The organism is Nocardia carnea NBRC 14403 (assembly GCF_000308515.1).
GTDB lineage: Bacteria > Actinomycetota > Actinomycetes > Mycobacteriales > Mycobacteriaceae > Nocardia > Nocardia carnea.
Genome location: NZ_BAFV01000074.1, coordinates 1 through 21,831 on the forward strand (window position 1 = coordinate 1; position 21,831 = coordinate 21,831).

Here is a 21,831-nt window from a genome sequence, read left to right on the forward strand (position 1 = left end):
GCCCGGCCGCCCGCCGCAGGGTCGCCCGCAGCCGCCCGATCAGTCGACACAGCGGATGGGCCACCCGGGTGAACCGGCCCCGCAGCGCGGTGAACAGGGCACCGTGAAAATGCAGAATCCCGCCGGGTCGGCAGAGGCCACTCGGCGCGAACGCACCCCTACCGGCCCCAGCGCGGCCACCCGTCCCGGCCCGAACACCGGGGAGCGGCGGGCCGCCGGCGCCGACGGCCGGGCGCGTAACCGCTCCGGCCCCGGTGGTGGACCACCGCCGCGGCGGCCCGGCGGGAACCGTTCGGGTGGTCCCGGCGGCCCCGAGGGCCGTGGCCCCGGTCAGAAACGCAAGAACCGCTGGAAGATCGCGCGCCGGATCGCCTATGTCCTGGTGGCGCTGGCCATCGTGGTGCCGAGCACGGTATTCCTGGTCGCCTATTCCACGGTGTCGGTCCCGGAACCGGGCGATCTCAAGACCAACCAGGTTGCGACGATCCTCGCCAAGGACGGGGAAACCGAGATCACCCGTGTGGTTCCGCCGCAGGGCAACCGCACCGATGTGACGATCGATCAGATTCCGCCGCATGTGCGCAACGCCGTGATCGCCGCGGAGGACCGCGACTTCTACAGCAACCCCGGTTTCTCCATCTCCGGTTTCGCCCGCGCCGCGCGCGATAACCTACTCGGCCGGGAAAGCGCCGGCGGTGGTTCGACGATCACCCAGCAGTATGTGAAGAACGCGCTGGTCGGTGACGAACGCAGCTACACCCGTAAACTCCATGAGCTGGTCATCTCGGCGAAGATGGCCCGGCAGTGGAGCAAGGACGAAATCCTCACCGCCTACTTGAACACCATCTATTTCGGGCGCGGCGCCTACGGTATCGATGCGGCCGCCAAGGCGTATTTCGGTAAACCGGTGCAGGAGTTGAACGTCGCCGAGGGCGCCGTTCTCGCCGCGACCATCCAGTTGCCGTCGCTGCTGGATCCGGAATCGAATCCGGAAGGCGCCGAGACCCGCTGGAACTATGTGCTCGACGGTATGGTCGCCGAAGGCAACCTGGACCGCAACGAACGCACGGGCATGACCTATCCCGAGGTGCTGTCGTCGTCCGCGGCGGCCGGGCAGAAAACCGATTCCTCGGGCCCGGAAGGCCATATAAAAGCGCAGGTGCTGCGCGAGCTCTCCGATGCCGGGATCAGCGAACAGCAGATGAACACTGCCGGCCTGCAGATCACCACCACGATCGATCACCAGGCGCAGGAGGCGGCGGTGAACGCCGCGCGGACGAATATGGAAGGCGAACCGGACACACTGCGTACCGCAGTGGCGTCGATCGACCCGAAATCCGGTGCGGTACGTGCCTACTACGGCGGTGAGGACGGCTACGGCTACGACTTCGCCAATGCCGCCCTGCAAACCGGTTCCTCGTTCAAGGTGATCGGCCTGGCGCAGAACCTCGAAATGGGTATTCCGCTGTCGCAGATGTACGACAGCACGCCCGTCACCGTCAACGGGATCAAGATCACCAACGTAGAAGGCGAAGACTGCGGGGTCTGCACCATCGCAGAAGCGTTGAAACGATCCCTGAACACCAGCTTCTACCGGATGCAGCTGGAGATGCAGAACGGCCCCCAGAAGATCGCCGATATGGGCCACAAACTGGGCATTCCGGAAGAACTCCCGGGTCTGGGCCCCACGCTCACCGAGCCCGGTGGCGCCGGCCCGAACAACGGTATCGTGCTCGGCCAGTACCAGGCCCGGCCGCTGGATATGGCCTCCGCCTACGCAACGCTGGCCGCATCCGGGATGTACCACAAACCGCATTTCGTGACGAAGGTCGTCACGGCCGACGGACAGGTCCTGCTGGACCGCGGTGATGTGGCCGGGGAACGCCGGGTTTCGGAGGCGGTCGCCGACAACGTGACCGCGGCCATGGAACCGATCGCCGCGTACTCACGCAACCACGGGCTCGCCGGTGGCCGCCCCTCGGCCGCCAAGACCGGTACCGCACAGCTGGGTGATACCGGGGAGAACAAGGACGCGTGGATGGTGGGGTACACCCCGTCGCTGGCCACCGCGGTCTGGGTGGGCACCACCGATAACTCGCCGCTGCGCAACTACGGCGGCGCGATGATCTACGGTTCGAGCCTGCCGTCCGATATCTGGAAGGACACGATGGACGGTGCCCTCGAGGGCACACCCAACGAGAAATTCCCGAAACCCGCACCGATCAAGGGCCAGGCGGGCGTCCCGAAGTGGACGGCACCGTATACCGCGCCGTCCACGACGATGCCGAGTTTCGAACCCCCCGTGGTGATCGAGCCGAGCCAGGTCGAGATCCTGCCCGGTATCACCATCCCGGTGCCCGGTCTGCAACCCAATCCGCGTAGCCAGACGCAACCGCAGGGTCAGCCACAGGGCAACAACGGCCCCGGCCCGATGCCCGGTCAGCCGACCGCCGGAGCCGAGGGGACCGCGCCGACGGTCACCCAGGCACCGAGTGCGGGTACCGAGAGCGATACCGGCGGCGAAACCGATTCCGGCGGCGACAGCGGCACCGATACGGGTGGCACCGACAGCGGCGATACCGGCGGCTGACGGGCGGCCCGCCACGCTCCGGGGTCCGGCTCGGTCCGGGCCGGACCCCGCTAACAGGTAACCTCGGGTGCCGTGAGCGAGCAGCGACTGGCGGGTGGGCCGGACGACGGGCACCAGCCCGGAAACGGACCGACCCACCGGGATATCGGCCGCGGGTACGATTCGCCCGCACCGCTCGCCCCCGACCTGCGATCGGCCGACGCGCGCGATAAACCGAGCCGCAACGATTCGATGGCCGCCCAGCTGTGCACCGTGGTGGGCGGTCCGGTCGGCGACCACGCGCTTATCGGGCGTGCCCGTTTCTGGACCCCGGTGCGGGTGCTACTGGCGTTCACGGTGATCTTCCTGGCCTTCGGATGGTTCGCCAAAGCGGGCTGTATCCAGCAAACCGCCACCCCCGGCGGCGGCCTGTCACTCGACTGGAACGACGGCCGCCAGTACACCGCCATGTGCTACTCCGATACCGTCCCGCTCTACGGTGCCGAACGGCTCAACGAAGGCGCCTTCCCGTACAAGAAGTACTGGGTGGAGGAGGCCCCGGGCGGCGGTACCGAGATCCGGCATATGGAGTATCCGGTGCTTTCCGGCCTGTACCAGTACGTTTCGATGCTGGTGGCCAAAACGTGGGACGCGAGCCCGCTGCCCGGCGCATTGCAGGTGGTGCTGTACTTCAACGTGGTCGCGCTGGGTCTGTCGATGGCCTGGCTGGCGACCATCTGGGCGACCACGCTCCTCGCCGGGCGCCGGGTCTGGGATGTCGCACTGATGGCGTGTTCTCCCCTGGTGATCGTGCACGCCTTCACCAATTTCGACTTCCTCGCGACGGCCTTCGCCGCCGGCGGTCTGCTGGCCTGGGCCCGGCGCCGGCCCCTGCTGGCGGGTGTCCTGCTGGGTTTGGGCGGTGCGGCGAAACTGTATCCGCTGCTGCTGCTGGGCCCGATCCTGGTGCTGTGCCTGCGCGCCGACCCGATGCAGCGCACTCCGCGCGGTCAGCTGTCGATGCGGTTACGCGATGTGCGCGATGCGAATTCCCTGGGCAGCTGGCTGGCCGAAACTCCGGCGCGGATCCGGTTGCTGGGTACCCGCCCGCTGGGTGCCGCCGGTTTGACCACCGGCGGCGCGCTCGCGACCTGGGGTCTGGTGAACCTGCCTATCGCGTGGCTGTACCCGGACGGCTGGCGAGAGTTCTTCCGGCTGAACACCACCCGCCATGCAGACCCGGATTCGCTCTACAACGTGGTGATGTCGTTCACCGACTGGAACGGTTTCGACGGTGTGCTGCGCCATGGTGAAGCACCGGCCATCTTGAACATGGTGTCGTTGCTGCTGTTCGCGACCGCCTGCCTGGGTATCGCCTATATCGGTCTCACCGCACCGCGCCGCCCACGCCTGGCGCAGTTGTGTTTCCTGGTGATCGCGGCCTTCCTGCTGACCAACAAGGTGTGGAGCCCGCAGTACTCGTTGTGGCTCGTGCCGATCGCCGTGCTGGCGTTCCCGCATCGGCGCCTGCTGCTGACCTGGATGACGATCGACGCCTTGGTCTGGGTGCCGCGCATGTTCTACTACCTCGGCGTCGACCGGAAAGGTCTGCCCGAGCAGTGGTTCACCGGCACCGTCCTGGTGCGCGACCTCGCGGTGATCGGATTGTGCGTGCTGATCATCCGCCAGATCTACCGCCCGGACGAGGACCTGGTACGCCGCGACTACCTGGACGATCCCGTCGGCGGCGTGGTCGACCGAGCCCCCGACCCCCTACTCCCCTGGCTCCCGCAGTTCCTGCGCCCCCGGATCTCGCTGGACACTCATTGGACCGGTGCCGTCGCCACGGCCCGGCGAACACGCCGGCAAAAGCCGGCCGAACCCCAGCCGGTACCCCACGCACGCCCGATCGAGCCCCGGCCGCCCGCGCGCCTGGGCTGATCCGGACTGCGCACACAGTTCCACGGCCCTGTACGAGCAGCACCGACGCTGTCACGGCTGGACACTGTCCGGACTACCGCCGAGCGGTGGTTGCCGAGTTCAGCGAGGCGCCGAGAGGTTCGGCCGCCTCGCCGAGAACTCAGCTCGCGCGCAGGATTCTTGCCTGTTGTTCCGGTTCGTGCGGCAGCATGTCCAGGTCCAGCTGCCAGGCGTTGTTGGTCCACGGATCGAACAGCGGGGTTCCGGCGATCGTCGGCAGATGCCGGCAGGCCCGGGACAGCGTGGCCACCATGTTGTCGTGGGAGTCGGTTTCGGCGGTACCGACTATCACGGTGGACAGCCCGATCAGGTCGCCACGCGCCAGTAGTGCCGCCAGGCGCTGCGCGTCCGCGGACTGGTAGCCGTGCGGGAAGTCCGCCGCCAGCAGGATGCGATGTTCGGCCGGCGGTACGCCCTGCCCCGAGTTGTATGCCATTTCGGCGAGTTCGGCGGCGTCCACGAGTTGTTGCAGCCGTGGCGAGATATCGGCGTGATCGTTGATCGGCGGTCCCGCCAGTACCGGTGCCAGCATTCCCGTGAAACCGGTGAACGCTCCGGTGAGGTCGATGATGTCGACGATCGTCCGGCGGCCCGGTGCGGCCCGCAGCAGACGGGCCAGTAGTGCGCCGATCACCGGGGCCACCGCGGCGGACGATTCGGTATCCACCCACAGCGGCCGGTTCAGCGGGACCGGCACGCAGTACGGGATCCGCAGCGCGCTGCGGTCCAGTGCATAGAGCTCGCCGAGCCGGATACCGTCGGCAGGTGCCGCCGGACGATCCCAGGCCGGCGAATTCCACGATGCCAGCGCGGCGGGTAGTACCGCGTCCGCCTCGGCGAGTTCCCGCTGCAGTTGGGCACTGTCGCGCTGGTGACTGTTCTCGGCGGTGGCGGTGAGTTCGTCGTAGCGGCTCTGTGCGGCCGTTCGGGCGGCAGCGGCGGCGGGGGTGTTGCGGGTCGCCGGGTCCGAAACCGCCGCGGACAGTTCCTGGTCGAGCCGTTGCGCCGCGTAATCGCGGGCCGATTCGAGGGCGGCGGCCGACCGGGCGGCATCTTCGAAGATCATCCACAGCCGCTCCAGCCCGTGCCCGACCTCCAACGGGGACCCCTCGGCGGGCGCGGGAGGTGGCGGTGCGGCACCCGAGGTGTCCGTACCGCCGACAACGGTGGTTGTGGCAGCAGCAACCGGTACTGCTGTCACATGGTCCTGGGCGCCGTGGGCGCGCAGAAGCTCGGCGATACCACCCGCGTACCCCTGCCCCAGCGCGCGCAGTTTCCACCCCGGACCGCGCCGATACAGTTCGAAGCAGATCAGCGCGGTTTCCCCGGCCTGCGGGGCGATCACGAATTCGGCGACCGGCGCGTCGTTTTCGGCGAGGCTCGCGGTCACCACACCCGGCGCACCGGGCGCCGAAGCGGTCAACAGCACCGCCTGGGCATCGGCGCGCACCTCCGCGGGGGTGACCACCACCGCGGCGGCCGCCGCATCGATCTGCACCCCCGGACCCGTGGGGCGTTCCGAAACCAGCACATCCCCGGCGGTTTCCACCCGCAGGTCCGTGCCCACCACCAACGCCGAAACGGTCAGCGGCACCGCCGCGTGCACCTGGAAGCGGGACACACCGCCGTCGAGAGCGATGTTCTGTCCCGCCTGCAAAACCTTCATATCCTTTCCCCCGCTACCACTCATACCTGCAGGAACCGGCCCAGCTGCGGTATGGCCTCGCCCGGGTGTTTGGCGTTGAAACCTTCACCGATGGCCTGCATCTTCCAGTCCGCGCCGGCCCGGAACAGCTTGGCCATGGCCATCGCCGTGGTCGGGGTGCCGCCGGTGAGCGAATACCGCGCCAGTTCGGCGTTGTTCGCGCCGTCGATCAACCGGCAGAAGGCGTTCTGCACCTGGCCGAAGGTATGGCCCTTGTACGAGGTCACGATGAACACCATGCTGTTGACATGCGCCGGTATGCGCATCAGGTCGACCAGGATCACCTCGTCGTCGCCGGCGCCCTCACCGGTGAGATTGTCACCCTGATGACGGATCGAACCGTCCTTCGAGGTGAGCTGCCCGTAGTACGCCACGTCGACGGGGTTCATATCGGCGAACATCACCACCGAGGCATCCAGGTCGATATCCACGGTGCGGCTACCGAACAATCCGCGCTGCTGCACCGGATCCCAGCCCAGGCCCATCTTCACGAAGGTGAGCGCGACACCGTCCTCCTTGCGGAGGCTGACCCGCTGCCCCTTCTGCAGGCTCACCGGACCGGTTTTGCTCAGGCTGATCTCGCCGGCCTGTTGTTGCTGCTGCGGCGGCTGCTGCTGCTGGTAGCCCGGGCCGGGCGGCGGCGGAAACCCACCGCCCTGCGGCGGATAGGGCGCGGTGGGCGGCGGCTGCTGGGCCGGGTATGGAGGCGGAGCCTGCGGCGGCGGTGGGGAGGCCGGCGGCGGAGGCATCGGGGCCTGCGCGGGCATCGGCGGCGGCGGAGCGGGCGCGGCCTGCGGAGGCGCGGCCTGCGTCTGCGCGGCCGAATCGTCCACCGTGACACCGTGGTCGGTGACCAGCGCCGCGAAACCACCGGCGTACCCCTGGCCGACCGCGCGCACCTTCCAAGCACCCTGGCGGCGATACAGTTCGAGCGCGATCACGATCGACTCGCTGGCCAGGCCGTCGATCCGGTACTCGAACAGCTGGGTACCGGACTGATCGGCGACATAGGCGACCGGCGGCGCGAACTGACCGAAATTCGAATTCGGATCGTCGAGGGTGATCACCGCCCGAACCTGCGCGATATCGGCGGGTACCGCGGCGAGGTTCACCACCAGCGCGGCCGGCTGCCCGGCCGGACCCGGCCGCAGATCCACACCGGGCCCGCTGGGCTGGTTGTAGAACACGAAATCGGCGTCGGACCGGACTTTGCCCTGCTCGGTGACCAATAGTGCGGACAGATCGGCCGGGGCGGCCAATTGAATCGAAATCACCACATCATTAGTGGCCAGTGGACCGTTCTGGCCTTTGGCGAGTGTTGCGGACAAGTCAGACCCTTCGCTTGTCGGTGCGTGTACGTGCCACTCTACGAGATACGCGCCGACCGCAAATATCGTTAACAGCGGCGCGGACCGCTCGAGGCCACCGGCGGGCAGTTCCGGCACGGCCCGGCGGACCGCACCGATGGACGTGATCGAACCGCGGCGATTAGGGTAGCGGCGATGGACGGGCGCCGTACGGGAACGGTGCTCGGGGTGGCGACGACGACGGGCGATTCTTTCTATGGCACAACTCTTCGAACACTCGAAGAAGGTGGTGGAGGCGCACCTCGCGAACTCCGGCATCCGCGCGATCTCCGGTTCGATGGTCGCCTACGAGGGCGCCGTCCAGTTCAAATCCGCCGGATTCGGCGGCGGTGACGGCGTTCTCGCCGGGATGAAACGCCGCGCCACGGGCGAGAAGCTGTCGCTGATGGAATGCGGCGGTAACGGCCGCGTCTTCCTGGCGGTCAACGGCCAGTACATATCGGTGGTGAACCTGAACAACGAAACCCTGCAGGTCGAATCGCAGCAGCTGCTGGCCTTCGCCGGGAATCTGCGCACCGATGTACGTTTCGCCGGGGTCCGCGGGGCGTCCAGCGGACAAGGACTGTTCACCACCACGGTGAGCGGGCAGGGACAGGTCGCCCTGCTCTCGGCGGGCGGACCACTCATCCACCTCGAGGTCTCCCCGCAATTCCCACTGGTGGTGGACCCGGATGCGTTCGTCGCTGCCCGCGGCAACCTGAACCAGTCGTTCGTCACCGATGTGTCGTGGCGCTCGATGGTGGGGCAGGACGGCGGCGAGGCGTTCTCACTGCGGTGGGACGGACAGGGCGTGGTCTCGATCCAACCGGCGGAACGGTAGAGCATGTTCGAGCAAATCAACTCCAAGGTCGTCAAGGTCGATGTCGGTGCGGCGGGCGGTGTGGTCGCCCGGACCGGCGGGATGCTGTTCTACACCGGCGATGTGTCCTTCGCGCCGCACGAGATCCCGGGTGGCGGCGGTATGGGTGGCGGCGGTGGCCTGGTGCGGATGGCCGGCCGGATGATGGCCGGGGAACATCAGCGCACCATGCTCGCCCAGGGCACGGGCCAGGTGCATTACGGATTCGCCGGACTCGAAGTTCATGTCGTACCGATCCAGCCGGGTGCGATGCTGCAGGTCGAAGCGTCGCGACTGCTGGCTTATACGGCGGGACTGCAGACCTCGGTGGTTTCGGTCGGGAGCTCCGGTGGCGGCGGCGGAGGCGGCGGCATCATGGGGGCGCTGCGCGGCGCGGCTTCCGGCGCCCTCACCGGCCAGGGCATGTTCACCACCCAGCTCTCCGGGCACGGCAGCGCGGTGCTGCTGGCCCACGGCGGCTATCTCGAATTGCAGATCGGTGGCCCCAACCCGGTGGTGGTCGACCCGCAGGCGTTCATCGCCTCCTACGGGAACGTGCAGACCGAGCTGAAGGCCGCGGTGAGCTGGCGGGATGCCGTGGGGCGCGGATCCGGTGAGGCCATGCAGTTGCAGTGCGCCGGACAAGGCGTCGTCTACGTCCAGGCGTCGGAGGAGAAACTGTGAACGAGATCCTCAGCCCGATGACTCTCGGGGAAAGCGACAATATCCCCGGCAACAGCTACGCCTACTGCATCGACCTGAACAAACCCTGGTTCATGCGCAAAGGCGCGATGATCGCCTACTACGGCCAGATGCGGTTCCAGGCACTCACCCACGGGCTGCAGGGCCAGCTGATGCACATGGTGGCGCATCAGTTCTCTGCCCCGCTGTTCACCGGCGACTATGTGGTCGCCGAAGGGCAGGGCAAACTGCTGATCGGCGACCGTGGTTACGACATCAACTCCTACGATCTCGACGACGGCAACCTCACCATCCGGGCCGCGAATCTGCTCGCCTTCGAACCGGGCCTATCGCTGAACCAGTCGATCGTCCCCGGTTTCCTCACCCTCATCGGCACCGGCAAGTTCCTGGCCTCCTCGAACGGTCCGGTGATCTTCGCCGAACCGCCGCTGCGGGTGGATCCGGAATCCCTGGTCGGCTGGGCCGACTGCCCGTCACCGAGCCATCACTACGACCAGCGGTGGGTTTCCGGTTTCCTCTCGGCGGGCGCGGCCGCCTTCGGCGTGAACTCCGGGGAGGAACGGCAGTTCGATTTCACCGGCGCCGGAACGGTGCTGATCCAGTCGAGCGAAAAGGTGCTCAGCGACTCCGCCCTGATCCGCACCATCGAAGGACAGTTGCAGAGTGGGATCACGGTGCCCGGCCTGCAGCGGTTGCAGGGTGTTATCGCGCAGCAACTGGCGGGTCAGCAGGGGCACTGACCTCTTGGCCCCGAGCGGCGACACGCCCCCGGTGTCCGGTTCGTCCGCGTAGGCAAAGCCGGTCCGACCGGGCAGACTCGGCCCCATGCTGCATCTGCGGGTGATGTCGCCGGCCGACCTGACCGACGAGGTGCTGGGCGTTCTCGAACCCGACGATGCCGTAAGCGGTTTGGCGGTGCTGCGCGGTAGTGCGATTCGCCCGGCCGGCGATGTGATCCTGGCGGATCTGGCCCGGGAAGCCGCCAACGATATCGTCGAACGTCTGCGCGCCACCGGCCTGCACCATCACGGCAGTATCGAATTGGAGCCGGTGCGCACCTGGATGTCGCTGTCGGGATACCTGGCCGAGCTCCGGACCCCGGGCTACAGCGCGGACTCGGTGGTGTGGGCGGATGTGACGCAGCGGTCCTACGAGGAAACCGAACTCGACTGGACCTACCTGAGTTTCATGACCCTGGCGACCGTCCTGGCCGGTATCGCCATCGTGACGGATTCCCAGATCCTGGTGATCGGCGCCATGGTGCTCGGTCCGGAGTTCGGCGCGATCGCCGCGCTGGGCGTAGCACTGGTCCGCCGCCGACCGGCACTGCTCGGCCGGGCGGTCGGCACACTGCTGGCGGGATTCGCGGCGGCCATATTCCTCGCCTTCACCGCCGCCATGGGTGCGCGGCTGCTCGGCTGGATCACCGCCGATATGGTCACCGGCGAGCGACCGGAGACGGCGTTCATCTACACCCCCGACAAATGGTCGTTCGTGGTGGCGCTCATTGCGGCGGCGGCCGGGGTGCTCTCGCTCACCTCGGCCAAATCCGGAGCTCTCGTGGGCGTTTTCATCTCGGTGACGACAGTGCCCGCCGCCGGGAATATCGCGCTCGGCCTCGCCTTCGGCGCCGGGTCGGTGATCTGGGGTAGCGCATTGCAGCTGGTGGTGAACCTGGCGGGGATGGCGCTGGCCGGCTGGGCGACGCTGGCGCTGCAGGATGTGGTCTGGTCGCGGGTCGCGTTGCGCCGGGCCCGTACCGAAGCGCGTGCGCGCCGCCGGATGCTCTGACGAGTACCACCGGAGACCGGCCGGCAGCTCTTTGTGCGCACCCGAAACGGCGCGGACGCCTCCGATGGCAGCGGATATGTGTTCGAGGGTGACGACTCGCCTGTTCGGCCCGCGGGAGCGCCGACGAAGTAGAACTAAACGGTGGATTCCGCGCGCCGGCCCGGCAGGGCGGCGGTGAACCAGTCGACGATCTCCTCGCCGGCGAGGATTCCCGTCGCGGAGGTGACACTGACACCGGGGTGGGCCCAGCCGAGTTCCTCGAGTTCACCGTGCCGCGGCCGGATCCCCCGATCGGCGGCCATCAGCATTTCCGCATCCAGCGCGCCGTCACCGGCGGCAAGTGTCGGCGCCATCGGGTCGAGGCGGCCAGTGGCAACGAGCCGATCGCGGACCTCGGCCACCGCCCGGCTCTTACACACCGCCATCGGCATGGTGTAGATCTTGCGACCCTGCCGCGACGCCGCCCATCCGCGCGGCCGGCACCAGTTGTCCCATTCGGCCAGGAAATCGGCCGGGGTGACGGCGAGATCGACCACCAGATAGCAGAACAGGTCGTCGGCCTCGCGGTATTTGAGCACCCACGAATCGTCGATCCGATCACGGAGGGCGGCGCCGATCTCGGCCAAAGTGGCACCCCCCGCCCGGACCGCTGAATCGACCGACCGGCGCCACCCGACGTCGGGCGACCCGTCCACCAGGATGTTTCCGCCGTTGCTGGTGACCGCGAACGGCCACGGGGCACCCGGGAACCGGATCCGGTCGAATTGCGCGATGGTGCGGGTCGTCGTCGGCAGCACGGCCGCCGTGGCCGCCAGCTCCGTCATCGCGCCGACGGCGGCGACGGTCATATACGACAGCGGGTCGCCGTCGAGATATTCCACGCAGACCGTGTCGGGTTCGCTCGCCCCGAACGCATTACGCGAGTAGATCATCGTGCGATCCAGATCGGTCGCCACCAGCACCGGTTTCGGAGACATCATCTACCGCCGCACATCCTTGATCAGACCCATACACGAATAGGCCAGCTCCGGTACGACCTCCACCAGTACCTCACGCGCCTGCGCAAGCAACCGGATATGCGCGTGTTCGGCGGCGTCGGGCTCGCGCACCAGAACCCGCCACGGCACCCGTCGCAGCAGCACCCGGGTCGTCTCCCCGACACCCGGTTTCACGAAGTTCACGCTGTCGATGCCGTATTCGGCGCGGACCTGCTCGACCGATGCCCAGCCGGCCCAGGTCGGCGTCCGGTCGGCGGTCCGCAGGCTACCGACCTGCTCGGTGACCCGGTCGCGAACCGTATCGAAGGCGGCGGTGACCGTATCGACGAGGCGACCGGAGACATCGTCGGCGGCGAGATCGGCATAGAACTTCGCCCCGTGGAAATCATCCGGGCCGATGAGGTCCCGGTTGAGCACCGTGCGCGAGACCAAGCCCGAAACCGTGGAATTGAGGCAGGCCGAGGCGATGAGGAAATCGTCGCGGGTGCCGTAGGTGCGCACACAGTGGCCGGGGTCGGCGAGTACCGCCAGGTCGGGGTCGAACCGTGCACCGCCGGCCGCGTGGTAGGCGTCCAGGGCCTCGGTGAGCTCCTTGGCGATCGCGCCCTTCCCGGTCCAGCCATCGACGAACACCACATCGGCAGGGTTGTGCCGCCCGGCCAGATAATCCAGTGCGACAGTGTCGATTCCGCGGTCGCGCACGATCGATACTGCGTAATGCGGTATATCCAGTCCGCGCCGGGACCCGTGCCCGGCGGCGAGCCAGCGGCGGATCAGGATGCCGATCGGGGTGCCCGCACGGGCCAAGGAGGCCAGCACGATATCGGTACCGCGTTCGGCGACCACGAGTTCGGCGACCGTTCCCACCGCCAGCGCCAGCCGCTGCGCGCTGTCGTCCAGGACCCGGTCGAACAACTCCCGGTAGGCAGCATCGGGCTGGTACTCGATGGGTAGTGATTCGGCGTAGTGCGCGACCCCGGCCTGGATCCGCTGTTCGCGATAGACGAGATCGGCCTCCAATTCGGCATCCGACAGGTCCTTCAACAGCCACGCCACATCGTCACGGGCATACGAGCCGAATCCGGGACCGTAGAGCGGCCGGGGCCCACCGGCCGGCGCCGATCGTGAAACCATCTGTGCTGTCGGTCCGGAAGCGATCCCCACTGCCGGCCGCGAAGGCGCCACCGACTCCGGTCGTGCGAGCACCTCGGTATCGGGCCGCGAGGACACGTCCACTTCCGGCCACGAAGGCACTTGCGCTTCCGGCTGCGCGGGCGCACCCGATTCCGGCCGCGAGGACCCCGCCCGCTCTCCGGGGGAAGGCACCGACAGCTGCCGGCGAGCCGAGGCAGCCGAATCCGGCGCCCCGGTTGCCCGAGTCCGGGCCGCTTCGAGAGCTACCGGATCGGCTCCCGGCACCACCGCAACCAGCACATCCGACCCCGCCGCGGTGAGTACGTCCACGAGCCCGCCGGGTGCGTAGAGTTGCGCACTGTCGCCAGGAGTATCGACCACGAACACCAGCACCGGGTCGGCGCCGGCCGCCGGGGTGTCCGGCCAGCAGGCGTTGTACAGGAAACGCGGCTGCTCCTCGCCGGGTTCCGGTGCCTGGAATCGGAACCCGCGGCGCAGCGGGTAACCCGGTTCGTCCAGAACGTAGGCGGGTGAACGCGTGGTCGTCTGATACCGCACCGGGATCCCGGAGTCGGCCAGCGTCACCGCCAGGCACAGCGGCAGATACATGAGCTCTTCGTGCGCGAGCACGACCACCGGCCGGTCCGGGTATTCGGTGATGAGCTGATCGCGCAGCATTTTCGCCGCGGCGGCGCCGGCCTGTTCGAACGCCGGACAGTCGGCACGCAGGAACCCGTGCCGTCCACCGTCGGGCACATCCTGCGGCCAGGGCAGGTCCAGCCGGGTGGAACTACCCCGCGCCGCGGCGACCGGATTCAGTTCGGCTTCCGGCAGATCCAGTACCGCGCCGACCAGCCCGTCCGGCAGGACCGCACTACCGGTGGCGAGGCAGACCGTATCGATGCGAGCGCCGAGATCGGCCGCGACCCGGGCGAACCGGGCCCGATCGGCCTCGGTACGCATATCGACCAGCGCGGCCAGCACATAATGGGTCCGCGGCGCGAATTCGTGCAGTGCCGCGATCGCATCCAGTGCGGTATTGCCGGTGGAGATCTCGTCGTCCACGAGCACCAGCGGCAACCCGGCGGTGAAAACATCGCCGGGCATCGGTTGCAGCAGATGTGAGGTGGCGTGCGAATGCCCCTCCTCGAAACCTGTCAGTGTCCGCGCGCCCGGCACCGCCCGGCGGGTCGAATGCAGGTAGCAGGCGGCGTCGATCCGGGTCGCCACACAGTGCCCCAGACCCGTCGCGGTCTCGGCGAAACCGAGTGCGACCGCATCCTGTTCGCCGAGCACTCCGCGGACGAGATCACCGAGCCGGTCGGCCGCATCCCGTACCACCAGCGGATCGGTCGGCAGGTGTTTACCCAGCACCGTGGACACCAGCAGATGCGCCCGCCGAGGATTCTTGCGCAACCCCGGCTGCAGCAGATCGGTGATCACCGGCCGCGCCGGTAAGGCGTCCGGCCGGTCGCTGTGGCGGAAACATTCGCGGTGGAGCAGTTCGATTCCGAGTGTGCGGGTGGCCCAACAACTTTCCACGTCTGCCTCACTCATGCTGTGACCAGCGCGGATAGCAGGTCCACGAAGGACACCCCTTTCTTCGCGACCCCGAAGACACAGGCCCGGGCCAGGGTGTGCCGGGCCCAGCTACGGTGTGGCCGCATCTCGTTCATCTTGTTCCGGTACCCGGACGCGGCAACACCGCCGACCTCGACTTGGAGGATGTCCAGGGCATCGGTGTACTCCTCGTGCGTCACCACCGACAGGGCGTGCACCGCCGCCACATGCGAGGGATGGATAACCGTTTTGCCCTGGATTCCGTTGGCACGATCCAGGGTTATCTCGCGGAGCAGGCCGTCGAGGTCGCGGCTCACCAGGTAGCTGCGGAACGGCACCGCATCGGATTCCTCGAACGGCGCGGTACGCAGCAGCGGCCGGAACATCCGCTCGTGATCGGCGAAGTACTCCCACACCGGCCCGGTGATCACGAAACCCGTACCGTCCGTGCGGCCCAGGTAGTTGACGATATCGGCGATGACATCGGCGATCACCCGCACGTCGTAGATGGTGAGATCGCGGTCGCGGCGGATACCGAAGGTCGCGCACATATCGGTGGCCCCGACCCGGACCGCCAGGATCCGTTCCCGGTGCTCGGCCAGCAGCGCGGCGATCTGGGCCAGTTCGGAATCCCGCGTCTGCCGGTGCACCAGCGCCGCGGACTCCAGGACGGGCATACCGTAGAGCGGCCGCTCGGGGCGCACAGCGGCGGCCGACGTCAGCGCCGCCAGGTATTTCGGCGCCGAAGCACTGTCGAACTTGGGGAAGACGAATCCGGTGAGCACATCGGACCCAGGCCCCAGCCGTTCGAGGATTTCGGGCACCGTATCGGCGTCGCGTACCCGGACGAACAGCAACGGGCTCGGGTCCCGGCGGCCGGCGAGCTCGTCCAGGGTCCGCACGGTCTGGTCTTTGGCGGCGGCGAGTTCGTGATCGGCGACCGCATCCTCGAGGTCGATCACCATCGAACACACCCCGCGTTCGGCCCGCCGGACGATGGTGGCCGTCAGGTCATCGCGGGTCGCCGGAACGTACAGGGTGGCGCCCAGCGCCAGCGCCAGCATCTCCCGGTCGGCATAGTCGTCGAACGGTTCGGGTTGCCGATGGAACAGGGCCCGCGCATCGGGGCCCTGCAACTGCCGGAAATGCCGGCGCGGTACCCGTTTGTGCAGGGACACTTCCTGCCGAACGGCCATGGCTGCGGTCATCGATCCCCCGTCTCATCCATTTTGTCCTGGTTGTTTGCGCATTCGATCCACCACACCGGCAATGAATTCGGTGATGGTGTCGAGTTCGTTCACATACGCCCAATAATCGGGATGCCGACCGGTCAGCGATCCGGTGACCCGGTCGATCCGGTCGACCTGGGCGTCCAGTACCGAACCCCATTCGGCGACCAATCCCCGTGAAACTGCCAGCATCTGCGCGTCCCGGAGCCGGAACCGCACAGCCTCCGCGCGTCGGCGCGGATCGTCTCGGACCGTACGCAACTCGGTCAGCCGTTTGGTGACGGCATCGACGAGTTGTTCGGCGTCGGCGAGATGTCCGCGCGCAGTTGTGGTCAGGTCAAGGGCCAGCTCCGGGTTGTGTTCGGCCGCGGCGGTGCGGGCGCCGGCGAGGGCACTGTCCGCAGCGGTGATATGACGCTCACTTGCGCGCTCATTGTCGGTCAGGTCGGCCGAACTCGCAGCATTGAACTCGCGCAACAGGGCAGAGTACGCGGGCCCGAGACGTTCCGCGCGAGTGCGCACCGCCGCGATCCGTGTAGTGACCGAGGCGATTGCGTTCCGCGCTGCACCGGCCCGAGATGGCGCCTGGGCCAAAGCTTCCGACAACTCCGCCGTCGCGGCGTCCAACTGGTTCGCCGTCGCCCGCACGCGGCCACGTTCCTCCGCCGGCACGGCTTCCAATGTGACCATTGCCTCATCGATACGCGCGGCCGCGGCCCGCACCGACGGATATCCGGCGTATTCCGATTCCGCCGCCTGTCCGCGCACCCGTGCCGCCTCGGTGGTGACATGCGCGACCAGTTCCGGCACCGCACCACGCACCGCGACCGCTTCGTCGAGCCGGGCGCGGTCACCGTGATAGAACCGGTCCACCTCGCGGGCGGCCGCCTGCAGCCGGCGCACCACGGTGTCCAGCCGCTCCTGCCGCCCCGGAATCCCGGCGCCGGACTGCTCGGCCCGGCCGATCTCGTCGGTCAACGCGAGATAGGCCTCACCAGCGGCGTAGCACTGCTGGCGGACCGGCGCCCAGCTCCGGCCGAGTGCCCGTTCCGGGAAGATTTCCTCGGAGGCGATGGTGGCCGTATCCGCGGCCGATTGGCGGCGGTCCATATCCAGGAACGCCGCCGTCAGCGCCGATCGCGCCTGCTCGAACCACGGATCCTCCCCCGACCGGAACCATCCACGCCTACGGCCTGCCACAGACCCGATGGTATGAGATCGCCGGCCCGGGCGTAGCGACGGCGTATATCGCAGGTGCAAGAGGGCTTCCGAGCCCGGATGGGCGCATCACGCTACGCAAGTTCGCCGAAAACCACTACTGTCGTTTTCGTACCCGGCGATTTCGGACATGCTGGGAATCGCAGACAACTACGAAAGGGAATCCCGCATGGGTGTCAGTTTGTCCAAGGGCGGCAACGTCTCGCTGAGCAAGGCAGCTCCGGGGCTCACCGCGGTAGCCGTCGGCCTGGGCTGGGATGTGCGTACCACCACGGGCACGGACTTCGACCTCGACGCCAGCGCGATCGCCACCGGAGCCGACAAGAAGGTCGTGTCCGATAAGCACTTCGTGTTCTTCAACAACCTGAAGTCGCCCGAGGGCAGCATCGAGCACATCGGCGACAACACCACCGGTGAGGGCGAGGGCGACGACGAGGTCATCAACGTCGACCTGGCGAACACCCCGCCGGCCATCGAGAGCATCTTCTTCCCGGTCTCGATCTACGAAGCCGACGGCCGCCAGCAGTCCTTCGGCCAGGTCCGCAACGCCTACATCCGCGTCGTGAACCAGGCGAACAACGAAGAGCTGGCCCGCTACGACCTCTCCGAGGATGCCTCCACCGAAACCGCGATGGTGTTCGGTGAGCTGTACCGCAACGGTGACGAATGGAAGTTCCGCGCCATCGGCCAGGGCTACGCCTCCGGCCTGGCAGGGATCGCCCGCGACTACGGTGTCAACGTCTGACGATCCGCACCTCCGGGTAGCGTGAGGGGGTCCGGTAACGGGCCCCCTCATTTACGTCTCCCCAACGACGCGGAGGGGACAAATTGGACAAAATGGCAGTCGGCGGTAACGCTGGTCCCCAGAGCGGCAACGCTGGTGCCCAGAGGCCTCCGGACACCGCCGACCAGGTTTCTCGTTAACGGCCGGGATACCGACCGCAGTCCGGCCACCGCACACGAAAGGTCCCAGAGTGGTCCTGCGAATATTCGGTTTATCCATAGTCGTCACAGTGCTGTCGCTGGGAGTGGCGTTCCTCTACGGCGGCCCGACCGCCCTGGCACTCTGTCTCATCCTCGGCATCCTCGAAGTCTCCCTCTCGTTCGACAATGCCGTGATCAACGCCACCGTCTTGGAAAAGATGAGTGAGTTCTGGCAGAAGATCTTCCTCACCATCGGAATCCTGATCGCCGTCTTCGGTATGCGGCTGGTCTTCCCGCTGGCCATCGTGTGGATCACCGCCGGACTCAACCCGGTCCAAGCCTTCGACCTGGCGCTCAACCCGCCGCCGAACGATGCGGCGACCTTCCCCGACGGCAGCCCCAGCTACGAGACCCTGCTCACCGACGCCCACCCGCAGATCGCGGCGTTCGGCGGCATGTTCCTGGCGATGCTGTTCCTGAACTTCATCTTCGCCGACCGCGAAATCAAATGGCTGTCCTGGGTGGAACGCCCGCTGGCCAAGGCCGGCAAACTGGACATGGTGTCGGTGGTCGTGGCGGGAGTCGGACTGGTGCTGTCGGCGGAGTTCCTCGCGCACGACGACACGCGTTCCACGGTGTTACTGGCCGGCCTGCTCGGCATGATCCTCTACATCGCGGTCGACGGGTTGGGCTCGATGTTCCACGTCGAGGAACAGGCCGAAGAGGCCGCCGGCCCGTCCGGGCTGGCCAAGGCCACCGGTAAGGCCGGGTTCTTCTTGTTCCTCTACCTCGAAGTCCTCGACGCCTCGTTCTCCTTCGACGGCGTGATCGGCGCGTTCGCCATCACCGCCGACCCGATCATCATCGCCCTGGGCCTGGGCCTGATCGGCGCCATGTTCGTCCGGTCGATCACCGTCTACCTGGTGCGCAAGGGCACACTCAACGAATACGTGTACCTCGAACACGGCGCCCACTGGGCGATCGGCGCCCTGGCGCTGATCCTGCTGATCACGGTCGGCGATATCCACGTTCATGAGCTCATCACCGGTCTCGTCGGTATCGCGTTCATCGGCGCCGCGGTGGTCTCCAGCGTCCTTCGCAACCGCAAGGAAGGCGATTCGGAGAAGCCTCTCACCCCGGAGCGCACTCCGGTCGCCTGACCGGGAACCGGAAAGTAGACGCGGGAGCGGACCACACGGTCCGCTCCCGCGGTCGTTTCACCGGGAGACGGCGCCCCGCACCGGGCGTACATTCTGGTTGTGCGGGCCGGCCAGGCGGGCAGGGTCGAGATCGAGGTTGCGCAGCAGTTGGGCGTTGAGCGCGACGACCATGGTGGATACCGACATGAGCACCGCGGCGACGGCGGGAGATATCGCAATACCGGCGAAGGCCAGCACACCCGCGGCCAGCGGGACGGCGATGACGTTGTAGCCGGTGGCCCAGAGCAGGTTCTGCCACATTTTCCGGTAGCTGGCGTGGGACAGTTCGATGATCGACAACACCGCGCGGGGGTCGTTCGCGGCGAGGACGACACCGGCGGACTCGATGGCGACATCGGTGCCCGCACCGATCGCCACCCCGACATCGGCGCGGGCCAGCGCGGGAGCGTCGTTGACGCCGTCACCCACCATCGCGACCTTGTGCCCGCGGTTGTGCAGTTCGGTGACCTTCGCGTCTTTGTGTTCGGGCAGCACTTCGGCGAACACCTCGTCGATACCGAGGTCGGCGGCGACGGCGTCGGCGACCTGACGGGCGTCGCCGGTGATCATCGCGACCTTCACGCCGCGGGCGTGCAACGCGTCGATGGCGCGGCGGGATTCGTCGCGGACGGCGTCTTCGAGGGCGACGGCGCCGAGAACACGGTCGTCGTGGACGATATGCAGCACCGAGGCGCCGCGTTGGACCCAGCCGCGAGCGACGGTGGTGACATCATCGGGTACCGGCAACCCGGAATCGGCGAGCATGGCCGGACCGCCGACGGTGACCTCGGTGCCGGCGACCCGGGCGCGTACCCCGCGGCCGGGCAGTGAACGGAAATCGCCGGCGGTCAGCTGTTCCGGCGCCGAGACGCGAGTTTCGGCCGCGGCCACGATGGCCCGAGCGAGGGGGTGTTCGCTATCGGCTTCGACGGCCGCGGCGAGCGCGAGCAGATACTCTTCGCTCGTACCGGCGGTGGCGGTGACCCCCGTGAGCTGGTGGCGGCCCTGGGTCAGGGTGCCGGTTTTATCGAACAGCACCACATCGACGGTGCGCATATGCTCGAGCGCGAGACGGTCTTTGACGAGTACCCCGGCTTTCGCGGCCCGTTCGGTGGAAATCGCGATGACCAGCGGGATCGCCAGACCCAAGGCGTGCGGACAGGCGATGACGAGAACGGTTACCGTGCGCACCACCGCCTCGTCGAGATTGCCGAGCAGCGCCCAGATCACGAAGGTCAGTACGCCGGTACCGGCGGCGAAATAGAACAGGAATGCGGCGGCTTTGTCGGCCAGCGCCTGGGCACGGGACGAAGAGGCTTGGGCGTCGGCGACCATGCGCTGGATACCGGCCAGGGCGGTGTCCTCGCCGATCGCGGTGATCCGCACCCGCAGGGCGCTGTCGGTGGCGACGGTGCCGGCGACCACGGTCTCGCCGATATCGCGGCTCACGGTTTTCGACTCACCGGTGATCATCGATTCGTCGACCTCGGCGCGGCCGTCGGTGACCGTGCCGTCGGCGGGCACCCGCGCACCGGCACGCACCAGTACCAGATCACCACGGGACAGCTGGGTCAGCGGCACCTCGGCGATACCCTCACCGGTGATTTTCTCCGCGGTATCGGGCAGCATCGCGGCCAGGGCGTCGAGCGCGCCGGATGCCGAACCCAGCGCCCGCATCTCCAGCCAGTGCCCCAGCAACATGATGACGATGAGCAGGGCCAGTTCCCACCAGAAGTCCAGTTCGAACCCGCCCAGCCCGAGCGTGGTGACCCACGACGCGACGAACGCGACCGTGATCGCCATGGCGATCAACAGCATCATCCCCGGCCGGCGGGAACGCAGCTCGCTCCAGCCGCCGGTGAGGAACGGCATCCCGCCGTAGACGAAGATCACCGTGCCCAGGACCGGCGGAATCCACGAGACCCCCGGGACATCCGGCAGCCGGTATCCCAGCAGCTCGGCAACCATATGGCTGAACCCGACGACCGGCACCGACAGGATCAGAGAGAGCCAGAACCGGCGGCGGAACATCGCCCCGTGCGCCCCGTGCCCGGCATGCCCATCATGACCGCCGTGCCCGGCCTCACCACCGCGCCCAGCCTCACCGCCATGCCCGGCCTCACCACCGTGCCCGAGGTGGTCGCCGCGCCCGATCTCGCCGCGGTTCGGGTTCTGCGCGGATCTGCCGTGGTCGTGCCCAGCGGGGACGGAGCCGGTGTGCCGGTGCTCGGGATTCGACATCGAGAAGTCTCCTAATGGTCGACCGGAGCCTGCTCCGGGGAACCTTCCGCATCTGGGGAGCCGTCGTAATGTCCTCCCACTCATCCTCCACGCCATTCCTGGCGGTAGGTCATCACAGCCCGGAACGCGAGCCAACCGTGATCCCCGGTCCTGGCAACCAGCGGCCTATCCGCCCGGTTCGCGACGGTTGCCGATCGGTTCCCGGCGTCACGAACGGCCGGCTCGATCACCGATTCCGGCTCCGCCCCCGCCGAAATCGAGACCTGAGCCGACCGGCACCGCGACCACCCGGAAGGTTCTCCTCGCCAGGCGGACCGCGATGATCTCGACGGGTTCTCCGGACCCTGCCGGGCCGCGGCGGACCCGCCGGCCGAGC

Annotated in this window: 15 protein-coding genes; 8 read left to right on the plus strand and 7 right to left on the minus strand. The window is 67.7% G+C overall.

The window, feature by feature from the left end; all coding sequences use genetic code 11:
* Positions 1-109 precede the first annotated feature (109 nt).
* A complete protein-coding gene (locus ON22_RS26105) occupies positions 110-2,590 on the plus strand; it encodes a transglycosylase domain-containing protein (protein ID WP_086007815.1) in 2,481 nt (826 codons plus the stop codon).
* A gap of 144 nt (positions 2,591-2,734) precedes the next feature.
* Positions 2,735-4,510 (plus strand): glycosyltransferase family 87 protein, encoded by a 1,776-nt coding sequence (locus ON22_RS26110; protein WP_231508743.1) that lies wholly within the window; start codon positions 2,735-2,737, stop codon positions 4,508-4,510.
* Between the two features lie 139 nt (positions 4,511-4,649).
* Here the strand turns inward: ON22_RS26110 and ON22_RS26115 are convergent, their stop codons facing one another.
* Together ON22_RS26115 and ON22_RS26120 are read right to left on the minus strand one after the other, a co-directional pair.
* Entirely contained in the window at positions 4,650-6,215 is a 1,566-nt protein-coding gene (locus tag ON22_RS26115; protein ID WP_033246562.1) for a TerD family protein, read from the minus strand.
* A 20-nt stretch (positions 6,216-6,235) separates the two neighbouring features.
* On the minus strand, positions 6,236-7,582 hold the full coding sequence (locus ON22_RS26120; protein WP_033246563.1) for a TerD family protein: 1,347 nt from the start codon (positions 7,580-7,582) through the stop codon (positions 6,236-6,238).
* A gap of 235 nt (positions 7,583-7,817) precedes the next feature.
* On the opposite strand from ON22_RS26120, the gene ON22_RS26125 reads away from it, so the two are divergent.
* The 4 genes from ON22_RS26125 to ON22_RS26140 all read left to right on the plus strand — a co-directional run bounded on the left by ON22_RS26125 (position 7,818) and on the right by ON22_RS26140 (position 10,952).
* Entirely contained in the window at positions 7,818-8,441 is a 624-nt protein-coding gene (locus tag ON22_RS26125; RefSeq protein ID WP_033246564.1) for an AIM24 family protein, read from the plus strand.
* 3 nt (positions 8,442-8,444) lie between these two features.
* On the plus strand, positions 8,445-9,143 hold the full coding sequence (locus tag ON22_RS26130) for an AIM24 family protein (protein ID WP_033246565.1): 699 nt from the start codon (positions 8,445-8,447) through the stop codon (positions 9,141-9,143).
* A 17-nt stretch (positions 9,144-9,160) separates the two neighbouring features.
* Entirely contained in the window at positions 9,161-9,901 is a 741-nt protein-coding gene (locus tag ON22_RS26135; RefSeq protein ID WP_033246731.1) for an AIM24 family protein, read from the plus strand.
* A gap of 85 nt (positions 9,902-9,986) precedes the next feature.
* Positions 9,987-10,952: a DUF389 domain-containing protein gene (locus ON22_RS26140; RefSeq protein ID WP_033246566.1), complete on the plus strand. Its 966-nt coding sequence runs from the start codon at positions 9,987-9,989 to the stop codon at positions 10,950-10,952.
* 134 nt (positions 10,953-11,086) lie between these two features.
* Here ON22_RS26140 and ON22_RS26145 read toward each other — a convergent pair whose 3' ends face one another.
* From ON22_RS26145 to ON22_RS26160, 4 genes are read right to left on the minus strand one after another with little or no spacing between them, the layout of a single operon-like run.
* Positions 11,087-11,932, minus strand: coding sequence for an HAD family hydrolase (locus tag ON22_RS26145; protein WP_033246567.1), 846 nt, complete (start codon positions 11,930-11,932; stop codon positions 11,087-11,089).
* A complete protein-coding gene (locus ON22_RS35325; protein ID WP_063820664.1) occupies positions 11,933-14,641 on the minus strand; it encodes a phosphoribosyltransferase in 2,709 nt (902 codons plus the stop codon). It lies immediately after the preceding gene.
* Complete coding sequence (locus ON22_RS26155; protein WP_051158098.1) at positions 14,638-15,852, minus strand: HpcH/HpaI aldolase/citrate lyase family protein; 1,215 nt, start codon at positions 15,850-15,852, stop codon at positions 14,638-14,640. The genes ON22_RS35325 and ON22_RS26155 overlap by 4 nt, the downstream gene beginning before the upstream one ends.
* Before the next feature lie 12 nt (positions 15,853-15,864).
* Positions 15,865-17,073, minus strand: a complete 1,209-nt coding sequence (locus tag ON22_RS26160) for a coiled-coil domain-containing protein (protein WP_081595853.1) — start codon at positions 17,071-17,073, stop codon at positions 15,865-15,867.
* 187 nt (positions 17,074-17,260) lie between these two features.
* On the opposite strand from ON22_RS26160, the gene ON22_RS26165 reads away from it, so the two are divergent.
* Together ON22_RS26165 and ON22_RS26170 are read left to right on the plus strand one after the other, a co-directional pair.
* Complete coding sequence (locus ON22_RS26165; protein ID WP_033246734.1) at positions 17,261-17,836, plus strand: TerD family protein; 576 nt, start codon at positions 17,261-17,263, stop codon at positions 17,834-17,836.
* A 229-nt stretch (positions 17,837-18,065) separates the two neighbouring features.
* A complete protein-coding gene (locus ON22_RS26170; RefSeq protein WP_033246569.1) occupies positions 18,066-19,175 on the plus strand; it encodes a DUF475 domain-containing protein in 1,110 nt (369 codons plus the stop codon).
* Positions 19,176-19,232: 57 nt separating this feature from the next.
* On the opposite strand, the gene ON22_RS26175 is transcribed toward ON22_RS26170, so the two are convergent.
* The gene (locus tag ON22_RS26175) at positions 19,233-21,455 is read right to left on the minus strand and encodes a copper-translocating P-type ATPase (RefSeq protein WP_081595854.1); all 2,223 of its coding nucleotides are present in this window, start codon (positions 21,453-21,455) and stop codon (positions 19,233-19,235) included.
* Between the last annotated feature and the right edge of the window lie 376 nt (positions 21,456-21,831).

What these genes read in the sequence shown, in the direction of transcription:
- ON22_RS26105 (WP_086007815.1), top strand. Translation starts at nt 110, where the DNA reads ATGCAGAATCCCGCCGGGTCGGCAGAGGCCACTCGGCGCGAACGCACC.
- ON22_RS26115 (WP_033246562.1), bottom strand. Translation starts at nt 6,215, where the DNA reads ATGAAGGTTTTGCAGGCGGGACAGAACATCGCTCTCGACGGCGGTGTG.
- ON22_RS26125 (WP_033246564.1), top strand. Translation starts at nt 7,818, where the DNA reads ATGGCACAACTCTTCGAACACTCGAAGAAGGTGGTGGAGGCGCACCTC.
- ON22_RS26130 (WP_033246565.1), top strand. Translation starts at nt 8,445, where the DNA reads ATGTTCGAGCAAATCAACTCCAAGGTCGTCAAGGTCGATGTCGGTGCG.
- ON22_RS26135 (WP_033246731.1), top strand. Translation starts at nt 9,161, where the DNA reads ATGACTCTCGGGGAAAGCGACAATATCCCCGGCAACAGCTACGCCTAC.
- ON22_RS26140 (WP_033246566.1), top strand. Translation starts at nt 9,987, where the DNA reads ATGCTGCATCTGCGGGTGATGTCGCCGGCCGACCTGACCGACGAGGTG.
- ON22_RS26145 (WP_033246567.1), bottom strand. Translation starts at nt 11,932, where the DNA reads ATGATGTCTCCGAAACCGGTGCTGGTGGCGACCGATCTGGATCGCACG.
- ON22_RS35325 (WP_063820664.1), bottom strand. Translation starts at nt 14,641, where the DNA reads ATGAGTGAGGCAGACGTGGAAAGTTGTTGGGCCACCCGCACACTCGGA.
- ON22_RS26155 (WP_051158098.1), bottom strand. Translation starts at nt 15,852, where the DNA reads ATGACCGCAGCCATGGCCGTTCGGCAGGAAGTGTCCCTGCACAAACGG.
- ON22_RS26165 (WP_033246734.1), top strand. Translation starts at nt 17,261, where the DNA reads ATGGGTGTCAGTTTGTCCAAGGGCGGCAACGTCTCGCTGAGCAAGGCA.
- ON22_RS26175 (WP_081595854.1), bottom strand. Translation starts at nt 21,455, where the DNA reads ATGTCGAATCCCGAGCACCGGCACACCGGCTCCGTCCCCGCTGGGCAC.